General features: G+C 60.3%; 9 protein-coding genes and 1 riboswitch. Of the genes, 2 read left to right on the top strand and 7 right to left on the bottom strand.

Annotated elements, in window-relative coordinates:
* Positions 1 to 215: 215 nt before the first annotated feature.
* On the top strand, positions 216 to 908 hold the full coding sequence (locus QA646_RS26290; protein ID WP_283059664.1) for a GntR family transcriptional regulator: 693 nt from the start codon (positions 216 to 218) through the stop codon (positions 906 to 908).
* A 267-nt stretch (positions 909 to 1175) separates the two neighbouring features.
* On the opposite strand, the gene atzF is transcribed toward QA646_RS26290, so the two are convergent.
* Genes atzF through QA646_RS26255 form a run of 7 tightly spaced genes read right to left on the bottom strand, consistent with a single transcriptional unit; the run spans position 1176 to position 10783 of the window.
* Positions 1176 to 2987, bottom strand: coding sequence for an allophanate hydrolase (gene atzF / locus QA646_RS26285; protein WP_283059663.1), 1812 nt, complete (start codon positions 2985 to 2987; stop codon positions 1176 to 1178).
* Entirely contained in the window at positions 2987 to 6523 is a 3537-nt protein-coding gene (gene uca / locus QA646_RS26280; protein ID WP_283059662.1) for an urea carboxylase, read from the bottom strand. The genes atzF and uca overlap by 1 nt, the downstream gene beginning before the upstream one ends.
* Before the next feature lies 1 nt (position 6524).
* On the bottom strand, positions 6525 to 7175 hold the full coding sequence (locus QA646_RS26275) for an urea amidolyase associated protein UAAP2 (RefSeq protein ID WP_283059661.1): 651 nt from the start codon (positions 7173 to 7175) through the stop codon (positions 6525 to 6527).
* A 17-nt stretch (positions 7176 to 7192) separates the two neighbouring features.
* Positions 7193 to 8011: an urea amidolyase associated protein UAAP1 gene (locus tag QA646_RS26270; protein ID WP_283059660.1), complete on the bottom strand. Its 819-nt coding sequence runs from the start codon at positions 8009 to 8011 to the stop codon at positions 7193 to 7195.
* A gap of 2 nt (positions 8012 to 8013) precedes the next feature.
* Positions 8014 to 8835 carry an ABC transporter ATP-binding protein gene (locus tag QA646_RS26265; RefSeq protein WP_283059659.1) on the bottom strand — a complete coding sequence of 274 codons (822 nt, stop codon included), beginning with the start codon at positions 8833 to 8835 and terminating at the stop codon, positions 8014 to 8016.
* Positions 8832 to 9650 carry an ABC transporter permease subunit gene (locus QA646_RS26260; protein WP_283059658.1) on the bottom strand — a complete coding sequence of 273 codons (819 nt, stop codon included), beginning with the start codon at positions 9648 to 9650 and terminating at the stop codon, positions 8832 to 8834. Before QA646_RS26260 ends, QA646_RS26265 begins: the two co-directional genes overlap by 4 nt.
* Before the next feature lie 59 nt (positions 9651 to 9709).
* A complete protein-coding gene (locus QA646_RS26255) occupies positions 9710 to 10783 on the bottom strand; it encodes a putative urea ABC transporter substrate-binding protein (RefSeq protein WP_283059657.1) in 1074 nt (357 codons plus the stop codon).
* Between the two features lie 74 nt (positions 10784 to 10857).
* Positions 10858 to 10970, bottom strand: a riboswitch (guanidine-I (ykkC/yxkD leader).
* 791 nt (positions 10971 to 11761) lie between these two features.
* Between QA646_RS26255 and QA646_RS26250 the strand changes: the two genes are divergently transcribed.
* The gene (locus QA646_RS26250) at positions 11762 to 13087 is read left to right on the top strand and encodes a TolC family outer membrane protein (RefSeq protein WP_283059656.1); all 1326 of its coding nucleotides are present in this window, start codon (positions 11762 to 11764) and stop codon (positions 13085 to 13087) included.
* Position 13088: the final 1 nt, after the last annotated feature.

Genomic DNA, 13088 nt, shown 5'->3' with positions numbered 1-13088 from the left:
GGTGAAAAGTGCATGCAATGTAGGTCAGATAACGGATTAAAATTTATGCATCGCCTACAAAATTGCCTTGCAATTACGTCGACCGCTCAAGAATTCTTCGGATAATTCTCGATATTCAGATTTTGATAAAAAATATCAATTGGTTACAGTTGTATTTGACTTTGCGATCCGAGCGATGCATGTGTGTGCAGTGGGTAACAAAGTAGAATTGTTTCTTGAAACAGGTCAGACGCAGAGAGCTCGTCAGAGCAGGAACGACGGTTGAACAGATGGTCCGGGCGATTGCCGACATGATCGTTACCGGGCAGATGCTGCCAGGCGACAAGCTTGATGAGGTCTCGCTAGCCGCCCGTTTCGACGTGTCGCGCACACCGGTGCGTGAGGCGCTCCGTGAACTTGGGGCGATGGGGCTTGTCGATCGGGAGCCGAACCGGAGTGCCGTCGTCACCAACGTGACCGAGACCTATCTGCATTCCATGTTCGAGGCGATGGCCGAGCTCGAAGCGATCTGCGCCAGGCTCTCGGCCGAGCGTATGACAGTCGATGAACGGCACATGCTGGAGCTGGAGCACAAGGCATCGATGAGGCTCGTTCATACCGGCGCGGAAGAGAAATATTCGGCTCACAATACCGAGTTCCACACCCGGCTTTATCGCGGTGCGCATAATGATCATATTTTTGAGATGGTAATTCAGACACGGGCGCGGCTCGCCCCCTTTCGGCGGGCACAGTTTCGTCTGCCCGGGCGCCTGGCAAAGTCCTATGAGGAGCATGGCCGGATCGTGACCGCGATCATGCGAGCGGACGGGGCTGCCGCCGCGCAGGCGGCATATTCGCATGTGGAAATTGTCAGCGATGCCAGCGCAGTGTTTGCAACAGCCGGAAGGCCAAGCGGGCTCGACGCCTAGAATTCTCCGTCTCAGATCCGAAAGACAAAAAGTCACGATGGCCGCACCATCGCAACTGTTTGCGGCATTCAAGGCGGTCATGACGAACTTGTCCAATGCCTCCAACGAATATCGGATGAATCAAGAATCTTCAGCACAAATCTTTTGCGCATGAGAGTTGCCTCTGGTGGAACGGCAGCTGCCGATAGCGTGAGTCCTTGCAATCAGACCTTGGAGAAGGAATTGCATTGCCTTTGACCAAAGCTCGCTCATCTAGCCGTTCCTCGCTCAAGCACTCGTGCCGGCGGCGCGGATATAGTTGCGCCAGCCGCCGAACTCTGTGATCTCGCGGCCCCCGGTGATGGCGTGGACCTCGCAGAGAAAACCTGTGACGCTGCTTCCGTCGTCGAGCGTGATCTTGCCCACGCCAAGCGGCGCCGGGATATTCTGAACGAAGCGCGCGAATGCCGCAGGCGGAAGCGCCCAGACTTCAATCTCCACGCCATTGCCCGTAAAGCCCGGATCGCGCACCAGCCCCGGCTTTGGCGGGATCGTGCCGGGGAGAGCAAAGAGGCGATAGCTGCCGTCCGTCCGCCCAGTTCTCAATCTATATCCCCCCGGTCGCGTCAGCTCATGGTTCAGCGGCATATCCGTCAGATGCGCGCCGACGACTACGATCGGAACAAACTCGTCGGCCAGGGGCGCCAGGCGGCTTGCCTCCGGCAGCGTGGCTTTGCGGTCTTTGCCCATCCCGGTGTTCAGCGCCCGATGCATGGCGTCAGCGAAGGGGCCCAGCGCATCGTCGGTGAAGGCAGGCCCCACCAGCATCACACCCGCCGGCAGGTGGCCGTTGGCGTCAAAGCCGGCGGGAATGGCGATCGCCGCGCAATCGAGCAGGTTGGCAAAGTTGGTATAGCGACCGAAGTGGCTGTTCTTGACGATCGGGTCCGCCTGCATCTCCTCGACGGTGTAGGTGGTGGGCGACGTCGGAAGCATCAGGAAATCCACCTTCTCCCACTCGGCCTTGGTTTTCTGCCGCAATGCTTCCAGCCTGTAGCGGCCTTCGAAGGCATCGACGGCATCGTAGGCTTTTGCTCCTTCGATGATGGCGCGCACCGTCGGGTCGAAATCGTCGGCATTCGTTTCTAGGAACTCCTTGACCGCCGCCAGCCGCTCGGCAACCCAGGGGCCGTTGTAGAGCAGTTCGGCTGCCTGCCGGAACGGAGCATAATCGAAAGGCACGATCACCGCGCCCAGCGATCGCGCCCGCTCGATTGCCGCGTCATAGAGGGCCTCCACGTCCTTGTTGCCATAGAACTCCCGTTCCGCACCGTCGAGAATGCCGATGCGCGGACGTGTCGATGGCAGGCTTGCCGGGAAGGCTTGCCGCGAGAACGGATCGCGGGCGTCATAGCCTTCCATGATCCTGCGGATGGCAATGCCGTCGCCGACCGTTGCGGCGAAGATGGTGACGACGTCGACGCTGCGGCAGGCCGGCACCACGCCGACATTGGGCACCAGCCCCGGCGTCGGCTTGATGCCGACGAGATTGTTGAAGGCGGCCGGAACGCGGCCGGAACCGGCAGTGTCCGTGCCGAGCGAAAAGCTTGCCAGACCAGCGGCGACGGCGACAGCCGAACCCGAGCTGGAGCCGCCGGAAACGTAGTTGCGGTCAAATACCGAACGCGGCGCGCCATGCGGTGAACGCGTACCGTTCAGCCCGGTCGCGAACTGATCGAGATTGGTCTTGCCGATGACGATGGCGCCGGCAGCCCGCAACCGCGCAACTGTCGTTGCATCCGCCTGAGGGTGATAGGAGAAGGCTGGGCAGGCGGCTGTTGTGGGCAGGCCCGCGACGTCGATATTGTCCTTGACTGCGAAGGGAATGCCCCAGAGCGGCAGGCTGTTCGGCTCAGGAGCGCGCGCCATCAGCTCACGTGCCGCAGCTCGCAATTCGTCCTCGGGCGTCATCGTGATAAAGATGGCCGGATCGTCCGATGCCCTGCACCTCGCGATGATCTCTTCCATTAGCTCCAGTGGCGACAGGCCAGCCGTATAGGCATGTCTCAGCGAGGCAAGATCGAGAATGGTGGGAAGCATCAAATTTCCTCCAGAATGACCAGCACATCGCCGGCTTTGACATTACGCCCAGGACCGGCGCGCAGATCACGGACGCGTCCGGCGGCATGTGCGGTTACGTTGATTTCCATTTTCATCGACTCGATGATGGCCAATGTATCGCCGGTTGCAACCGGCTGGCCTTCCGCGACGAGTATTTTCCAAACATTGCCAGGCACGGCGCTTTCGACGCCGAAGCAACCCTCCGGTATGTCGCCGCCCAGAGCCGAGCCGAACCTTTCGTCAACGGAGAAGCTATCCAGCCCAAACTCCTTCCAGCGTTGCCGTTCGACCTCGAATGCTGCCTGCTGCCCGGACTTGAAGGCGCCTATAGCGGGAGCCTCACGGGTAAGCCCGGCTTCGTAGGCGGCGTAAGAGAATTCGGCTTCCTCAATTCTGACCGGATAGCCGCCATGCGGGAAGGCGGCGCGAGCTTCGGTCAGCTCTTCATGGCTGACGGGGAAGAAGCGGATCTGGTCGAAAAAGTCGAGCAGCCACGGCTTATCTTTGGCGAAAACGGCAGTCGGCCGCCAACTGTTCCAAACCTGGATGGTACGACCGAAGAGCTGATATCCGCCCGGCCCCTCCATGCCGTAGATGCACATGTAGGCGCCGCCGATGCCGACGGCATTTTCCGGCGTCCAGGTGCGTGCAGGATTGTATTTCGTCGTCACCAGCCGGTGGCGCGGGTCGACCGGCGTTGCGACCGGCGCGCCGAGATAGACGTCGCCGAGGCCAAGCACCAGATAGCTGGCACCGAAGACGATATCGCGCACCGCCTGTTCATCCGGCAGGCCGTTGATGCGGCGGATGAACTCGATGTTGGATGGACACCAGGGCGCGTTGGGGCGCACCAGTTCCTGATATTTGCGCATGGCCAGCTCGGCATCCGGGTCGTTCCAGGACAGCGGCAGGTGCACGATGCGGCTCGGCACCTTGACCTGCTGTGCAGCAGGCAGGCTCGCCTCGATTTCGGCCAGCAGTCCCAGCAGGCGATTGCGGGTAAGCGCGGTGCCGTCATAGTGGATTTGCAGCGAGCGGATGCCGGGCGTCAGATCGATGATGCCCGGCAAGCGGGCGTCGACGATCGCCTGCATTAGCAGGTGCACTCGCAGGCGCAGTGCGATGTCGAGCGTCATCGCTCCATATTCGACCAGCAGATTGTCGTCGCCCTGGCGACGATAGACGACGGGCACGGGTCCTTCTCGGCTCTGGCCGACGATCGCCGACCCCGCTGCATCGCCGAGGCGCTGCAGCCGTGGTCCTGCAATGGGGTCTTCGGCACGTTCCGTAGGACGAAACCGGATCTTGTCGCCGGGTTTGAACTGGCCCATTTTCCATTGCTCATCGCGAGCGATGACGGCCGGGCAGACGAACCCGCCGAGGCTCGGACCGTCCGGACCGAGAATGATCGGCATGTCGCCCGTGAAGTCGATCGCGCCGATCGCATAGGCGTTATCATGCAGGTTGGAGGGATGAAGGCCGGCTTCGCCTCCGTCGCTGCGCGCCCATTTCGGCGCCGGGCCGATCAGACGGACGCCGGTGCGGGCGCTATTGAAGTGCACCTCGTATTCGGTCGAGAACAACGTTTCGATATCGTCTTCGAGAAAGAAATCCGGCGCGCCGTGCGGGCCGTAGAGGACGCCGACCTCCCAGTTGCGGGTCAGAGGAGCGGGCAAGCCTGCAGGTTCTGTCTGTTGCTGCCGGGTGCGCGCGAGCCTCAGGACATGACCGGTCTGGAGCGTGCCGGTTGCATGACCTCCGAACTGTCCCAGGCCAAAGGTCGCCCTGGAGCCGAGCATGACCGGCGCAGAAAACCCGCCGGCAACGGCGAGATAGGAGCGCTGTCCCGGCCCCTCAATCGTACCGACGGCAAGCGTCTGTCCAGCCCTGGCGTTGACGGCTTCGCCATGCGGCAGGGGCAAGCCGTCCAGGCTCATCGGCATGCGGGCGCCGGCAAGCGCAATGGTGACGTCGGAGAAAATCTTGAGCACAGGCCCGGAAACAGTGAGTTCCAGGGCCGTGGTCTCATCGGCATTGCCGACGAGCCTGTTTGCATGACGAAACGAGCGCTCGTCCATCGGGCCGCTCGGCGGCACGCCGACATGCCAGAGGCCGAGCCGGCCAGGCAATTCCTGAATGCTCGACTGCGCGCCCGGCGCCACAACTTCGATCACATCGGACACGAAAGGAAAGTCCCTGAGTGCCGTCGTCGCCACGTCGCCGCTCGCCAGCAGCTTGGAGCCTGCTATGGCCTTGAGGTATTCCAGATTGGTCTCGATGCCGGCGATGGAGCTTTCCGCCAGCGCGCTCTTCAGTTTCTCAATCGCTGTCGGTCGATCCTCGGCTGTCACGATTAGCTTGGCAAGCATCGGATCGTAGAAGGGGGTGACTTCGGTGCCCGTTTCGATCCAGCCGTCGACACGCGTGCCGGCTGGAAAGACGACTTCCGTCAGCAGACCGGCGCTGGGCCGGAAGCCGGCATGCGGCATCTCGGCGTAGAGGCGCGCTTCGATCGCCACGCCATTAGAGACGAGGGTTTCGCTGCCGGAAATGACATCCTCGCCGGCGGCTTGGCGGATCATCCATTCGACAAGATCGATGCCGTAAACGGCCTCCGTGACCGGGTGCTCAACCTGGAGGCGGGTATTGACCTCGAGGAAATAGAATTCCTCACGGGCAGGATCATAGATGAACTCCACGGTCCCGGCGGATTGATAGCGCGCGGAAGCGCCAAGTGCCACGGCTGCCGCATGCAGGCGCCTCCGTATCTCAGGCGAAAGACCGGGAGCAGGCGTCTCCTCGATCACTTTCTGGTTCCGGCGCTGCAGCGAGCAGTCGCGTTCACCGAGCGCGATCACGCGGCCGCCGCCGTCGCCGAAGATCTGAACCTCGACGTGCCGGGCCTTGGAAACGAAGCGTTCGAGATAGACACGGGCATCGCCGAAGCTTGCCTTGGCTGTGCGCTGCACACTTTCGAAGGCGACCTTAAGACTATCGGCATTCTCGCAAAGCTGCATGCCGATGCCGCCGCCGCCGGCTGTGGACTTCAGCATGACCGGATAGCCGATTTCCATGGCCGCCGCGAGCGCCGCCTCGGCAGTCTCGACGAGACCGCTGCCCGGCAGTAGCGGTACGCCGCTTGTGCGCGCCAATTCGCGGGCCGTGTGCTTGAGCCCGAAGGCGGCGATATTATCCGGCGTCGGACCGATGAAGACGATGCCTTCCTTCGCCAGCCGCTCGGCAAAGCCGATGTTTTCCGAAAGGAACCCGTAGCCGGGATGTACGGCTTCGGCGCCTGTTGCCTTGCAAGCCGCAATGACGGCGTCGATATTGAGATAGCTTTCGGAAGCCGGTGCTGGGCCGAGCCTGACGGCTTCGTCAGCCATCAGCGACGCCTTGGCAAAACGATCGGCGTCCGAATAGACGACGACGGAGGCGATGCCCATGCGCTTCAACGTTTGGATGATCCGGACTGCGATTTCGCCGCGATTGGCGATCAATACCTTCTTGAACATCTCAAGCCTCACCGTCCCAGACGAGAACGCGGACCGGCGTCGGATCGAAGCCGTTGCAGGGATTGTTGACCTGCGGGCAATTGGAAATAACGAGCAGCACGTCCATCTCGGCCTTCAGCTCGACGTAATCGCCCGGTGCGGAGATGCCGTCGACGATCGTCATTTCGCCTGTCGGCTCGATCGGCACGTTCATGAAGAAGTTGATATTGGGCACGACATCGCGCTTGCCCATGCCATGTTTTGCGACTTCGAGAACGAAATTGTCCCGGCAGGCATGGAGATATTTGGTGCCGTGGCCGAAGCGCACTGTATTGCTTTCGCAGGAGCATGCACCGGCAGACGTGTCGTGGCGTCCGCAACTGTCGGCCGTCATCGTCAACATGACGCGGCCCTCGTTCGAGATGATCCCGGTGCCTGTGGTGATGTAGGCCGCACCCTGCTCGCGCATGGTGTCCTGACTGGAATAGCGCTCGGAATGATCTTCGGCATTGTAGAACAGCGTGTCGACGGCCTGCTGGCCGTAGCTGTCTTCGATGCGCAACGTCTGACCCTTGCGGATCACCGTCGAGAACGGTGCTTCGGCGGCAATGAAGTGATCCTGCACGGTGTTTTCGAGCGTGCGGAAAGGGGCGGTCTGGATGAAGTCAGTCATGATCGTCTCTTTCCGGGTCAAAGATTGGCGGATGCGTTGTTCTCAAAGCCGCGCATGGCCTCGGCGGTGGCGGTGCGGCACAGGTCGTCGTCGGTTGCAGGCCGGGCGGCCAGTCGGGTGATCGTGACCGATTTTGGTGCGTAGACCGGGCTTGGATCGAGCGGATGCGGGCAATTGGAAAAGCCGACGATCATCTCCATCTCGGCGCGCAGCTCGACATAATCGCCCCCACGCGGCAGCTCCGACTTCCATGCGAACTTGCCGTTCGCGTCGACGCGAACGGGAGCAAAAAGCGCGAGCGCGGCGGGAATATCGCGCTTGTTCAATCCAGCCTTGGTCGCAAGTTTGATGAAATTGTCGCGGCTGTTGCGGGTGCCTTTGCCGTATTTGGCCAGATTCGAAGCGGCGGAGGAGCCGCCCATCAGGCAGTCATGAGCGCCGGAAGAATCCTCCGTGATGGAAAACATCACACGCCCCATGTCGGAGAAGATCACCCGCCCTTTCGAAAGGGCGGTGGTCCATTGCATCTTCACCGTGTCGGGCAGATTCAGCCGTTCGCTCGTGTCGGCCGCATTCCATGCGACGAGCGACACGGTCGAGAAGCCCTGTTCCTGGGCGACGCGCAGCGTCTCGCCGCGCTTGATGCGTGTCGACCAGTACCAGCCGCCCGGTATGATCTCCCGTTGGACGATCAGTGTCGCATCGATCGGCGGGGCGGGAAGTGGGCTCGGTGTCGGCAATGCCTTGGGCGCAAATTCCAGGCCCTTCCGCTGATGGTCCTCGTAGCGGGCGCGATTGGCGGCGATTTCTTCCGGCGAACGTCTGACGTGCTGCATGGCTAAATGTCTCCCGACGGTGCCAGGTCGTCCCGGCGGTGCCCCTTTGAAGCGAACGGGCCGTCCCGGTCGGGGCTGAAGATCGAGGCGGCGCCGGCGATGCGCGGCGGCCAGATGGAAATGTCCTTGGTGATCGTTGCGCCGTAGCGCTTCTTTTCTTCCGGCCGGTCGCGGCGGCGCTCGAAGGCGACAACCCTGGTAGCGAGCGTAAAGGCTTCGCGCATGTCGTGGGTCACCATGACGACGGTCATCTGCGTCTCGTGCCACAGCCGCTTCATCAGCGTGTGGATTTCGGAGCGAATGCCGGGATCGAGTGCGCCGAAAGGCTCATCGAGCAGCAGCACCTTGGGCCGCATGATGAGTGCCTGCGCCAGTGCGAGGCGTTGCTGCATGCCCCCCGATAGCTGCGCCGGATATTTGTCCTCCTCGCCGGCAAGGCCGACGTCTGCCAGGAGTTGTCGCGCCTCGTCGATCGCTTTTCGGCGCGCGGCGCCGAAAAGCTTGGCCTTGTGGCGCGAGCCGGCGAACTCCTTGCCAAGCAGCACGTTGCCGAGCGCGGTCAGGTGCGGAAAGACAGAATAGCGTTGGAAAACCACGCCACGGTCGGCGCCTGGCTCAGATGGCAGCGCCGCGCCGTCGAGAGAAATCGTGCCTCTCGTGGGTTGCTCCTGCCCCAGCAGCATGCGCAGGAAGGTCGACTTGCCACAGCCGGAGGGACCGACGAGCGCGACAAAGGCGCGGGAGGGGACCGTCAGCGACACATCCTCGAGCACGATCTGATCGTCATATTCCTTCCAGACCTTTTCTATCCTGAGCTCGCTCATGCCTGCTTCTCCAAATCGGACCAGGGAAAGACAGCGATGCGAAGGCGATCGAGAAGATAGTTCATGAGTACGGCAAGCAACGTGATCCATATGACGTAGGGAAAAATCACGTCCATCGACAGATACCGGCGGACGAGAAAGATGCGGTAGCCGAGGCCGGAATCCGAGGAGATCGCCTCAGCGGCGATCAGGAAAAGCCAGGCCGGCCCGAGCTGAAGCCTGAGGCAGGTGATCAGCCGCGGCAGGATCTGCGGCAACACGACGCGAAGAGCGATCTGCCAGGAGGAACCGCCCAACGTTTCGGCCTTGACGATCTGCTCTCGTGGCAATTCCAGCGCCTTCAGCGCCAGATCGCGGATCATCGTCGGCGCGACGCCGATCACGATAAGGGCGATCTTGGAGATCTCACCGAGGCCCATGACGATGAACAGGATCGGCAGCAGCGCGAGCGGCGGCACCATCGAAATGACGGCGACGAAGGGAGACAGCAAGGCTCTGAGATAGGGTAACATGCCGATGAGCATGCCAAGGCAAAGCGCGATTGTCGTGGATAGGCCGAGACCTGACAGGAGCCGCATGACGCTCGCCCAGGTGTCGGACCACAGCAGGTATTCTCCTGTACGCGGGTCGGCGATGAAAGCCATGCGGTTGATGGCGTCGGCAAAGCCGGCAAGATTGGGCAGCAGCTTGTCGTTGGCGTTTTCGGCAAGCCGCGTGGCCGAACCGACGGCATAGGCGACGATCAGCAGTGCAAACGGCAACAGCGTCAAGGCAAGCTGCGCGCCGGAGCTGGGCCTGGTATTGATCCAACGCATGAGAGGCTCCACGGGATGAGGGAAGGGCGGCGCCATGGCGCCGCCGGGGAGGGACTCGCTTAGAGTGAAGCGTCGGCCGCGGCCTTCATATAGGCTTCCGTGAAGCGCAGCTTGACGTTTGCGCTGTCACCTAAGACCTTGCCGTCGGGCATTTCGATCCCGATGACATCCGCCGAAGGAGCGCCATTGCCGAGCAGCCCCTTCTGGAACAGGAAACTGCGCACGAGGTCCATCGTCTTCGGCAGGCTCGGTGATGCGGTGAAGGTAACCGCGTCGGCAGGCTTGTCGAAGAGCTTGGTTGCGGCGAGCTGCGCCTCGAAGCCCTTAAGATCCGTGCCCGACGCGGCTCCCATCGCCTCGCGGGCGGATTTGCTTTCCGGCGTGTCTGCCCTCAACAACGCTGCCGTTTCATACCAGATGCCGGCCAGCGCCTTGCCGAAATTCGGATTGTCCTTGAGGACATTGCTGTTGGCGGCCATCAGGTCGATGATCTCGCCCGGCACCTGCGAGCTGTCGAAGACCTTCTTGGCGGAAGGCTCCTCAAGAATGGTTGAGACCAATGGATTCCAGGTCACCACGGCGGAGACGTCGGGCGTCTTGTAGGCCGCAACCATATCGGCGTCGGAGGTGTTGACCACCTTCACGTCGCGTTCGGTGAGCTTGACGCTGTCGAGCGCGCGGGCCAGCAAATAATGCGACACCGAATACTGAACCAGATTTACGTTCTGGCCTTTGATATCTGCCAGGCTTGCCTTGTCCTTGAGAATGACGGCGTCGTTGCCATTCGAAAAGTCACCGACGATGACGGCCGTCGTATCGACGCCGCCGGCGGCGGGGATCGAAAGGCCGTCCATGTTGGTGAGCGTCACGGCATCGAAGGCGCCGGCAGTGTACTGGTTCATCGACTCGACATAATCGTTGAACTGGGTGACCTCGATGTTGATGCCGTATTTGTCAGCCCATTTTTTGACGATGCCGTGATCGGCAGCATAGCCCCAGGGCATCCAGCCGACATAGATGGACCAGGCGACCTTAAAACTGGTTTTCGGTGCGGCGCTGGCTGCGGAGCCGAATCCGAAAATCAGCGAGACCGAAAGGGTCGTTACGGAAAGGATCTTCGAAAAAGTCTGCATAGAAATTCCCCTTTTGCTTTTTTCAAAAAGGGATCGGCAAAAACCATCGCACCGCCAATCCCTTGGCTTACGAGGTCTCCCGGGCTTTTATCCCGCCGTGCATCCGGTGGGATTTCTCCCCCAGCCGGTGGTAGCTCTCGGACCAGTCACGCCCTCAACAGACGCCGGAACCCTAGCCACCAACTCAGCAGACAAAAAGCAAGCGCCATGCCAGATCGTAACTCATTGATTTTTATCTGACTGCACGATGACTGATTGATGTTGAAATCCGTGACGGGTGCAGCTGCGCGAAAATTATGCATTTTTTGACGCTTGAAGCATCAGCTCCGTCCAGCAAGGATCACCCAAGGATCACCGCTCAAATCGCCCACCGAGCGAGGCTGAATTCATATTCGAGGTGGCAGGCCAACATTTGACCCGCGCACGCTCGCGCTCCAGATCTTGAGCGTCTCTGCCGAGTTATCTTCCGGACGTTGGTCGGCACATCTTGGCTTTGCCTTCCGCGTTCCAATAAGATGTGGCGACGGCCATTTGCGCATCCGCAAATGCGCAGCCTTCATCTCGGGCGCATAGTGATTCTCAGCTGGCGGCTGCATAATGATGAATAAATATACTTATTAGAGCAACACTCAAATTTGGTATGATCGCAAACATTACCAACATTCTTGCTTTCGTTGTAAATACCCCAAAAATAGTCAACAGATTGCTGCCGATAAGACTTGCGCGCTGCGATATTAACTGCTTCAGAAAAATAAATTGGAATCTACTTTGCAAGTAGATATGACTTCGTCTATGCGTAATATATAAATAAGCTTGAAAAGGTATATTATATATTAGCGAAGTGTGTTGTTGGGGAAGGGTGCCACTTTGATTTATAGAAAGCGATTGATTGCGGCGGTCGGAATTTCGATAGCCACCAGTTCTTTATTCAGTGGCGCTGCTTACGCTACGACATTGCAGCAGGCAATTGACAAGACAATGAAAACCAACCCGCAGATCATGGAGGCTGCTCAGAACCGGGAGGCAACCGAGTTCCAGTTGCGTCAGGCGCGGGGGCTTTATTTGCCTTCAGTCGATCTGGAGTCGGGTTATGGCCGCCGTAGACTTTCGGACGTCACATCGGGCGCCCTGACACGCAGCACGAATTATCTGAACCCGGCCGACGTCAGCCTGACGATTACGCAGACCTTGTTTGACGGCGGCGACCGCAAGGCGCAGAAGGACAAGCAGGCAGCTCGTGTCGACAGCGCATCCTTTCGCGTCCAGCAGCGCTCGGAAGCCCTGGCGCTTGAAGTAACCCAGGATTATCTCGAATATATGCTGCAGACGGAGATCGTCGCGGCGGCGGAAAAGAACGTCTCCTTCCACAAGCAGATGGTCGGCAACATCGAGGATAGCATCAAGGGCGGCGCCCTTACCGATGCCGATCGCTATCAGGGCCGCGAGCGCCTGCAAGCGGCCAATGCCCGCCTTCAGGAAGCCAAGCAGGAGCTGGATGCGACGAAGATCCGCTACCTTCAGGTCGTCGGCGAGCCGATCAGCAATGCGCAGCGCCCGGCCTCCGTTGCGCATTACCTGCCGAAGACGCTGGATGATGCTGTCTTCATCGCCCAGAAGAACAATCCGCAGATTTCCTCCGGTAAAGCTGATGTCAATGCCGCTGACGCCGATGTCCGCGGTTCGAAGTCTGCCTTCCTGCCGAAGCTGGACCTTGTCGGCAGCGCGCGCATTGGTGACGATGTCGACGGTAACAAGGGCAACACCAGCGACGTACAGGTCGGTGTCGTCGCCAAGTGGAACCTCTATCACGGCGGCATCGATACCGCCCATCAGCAGGAACTGGTCCGTCGCGCCGCCGAGCAACGTTTTGCGCTGAGCGAGACCTATCGCGAGGTCGATCAGTCCGTCCGTTCCGCCTGGAGCGAGCGTACCAATCAGGCCCAGCTTGCGCGTATTCTGGATGGGCAGGAAAAGACGAACGCCCAGCTCGTGACGTCCTATCGGGAGCAGTTCAAGGTCGGTCAGCGGTCCCTGCTCGATCTGTTGGATGCTCAGAACACCCGCTTCAACACCGAGGTTTTGGCTAAGACGGCCGACGTTGCCTCGCTCTTTGCCGAATACAAGATTCTCGCCGCGTCGGGCAGTTTGTTGTCGACGATGAAGCTGAAGCCGATCGATCAGGCAACGCCTTATGCTCGTGATCAGTTTAGCGTTTCGTCGAACACGGCTGATCCCGGCTATACGAAATATGACTCGCATCAGAAGCCTGGCCTGCCAATGGATCTGCTCGAGCCGATTCGTTAGT

This window comes from Rhizobium sp. CB3090, from assembly GCF_029714285.1.
Classification (GTDB): domain Bacteria; phylum Pseudomonadota; class Alphaproteobacteria; order Rhizobiales; family Rhizobiaceae; genus Rhizobium.
Note: the sequence above shows the minus strand (reverse complement) of the source record. Positions and strands in the feature narration are given on the sequence as shown.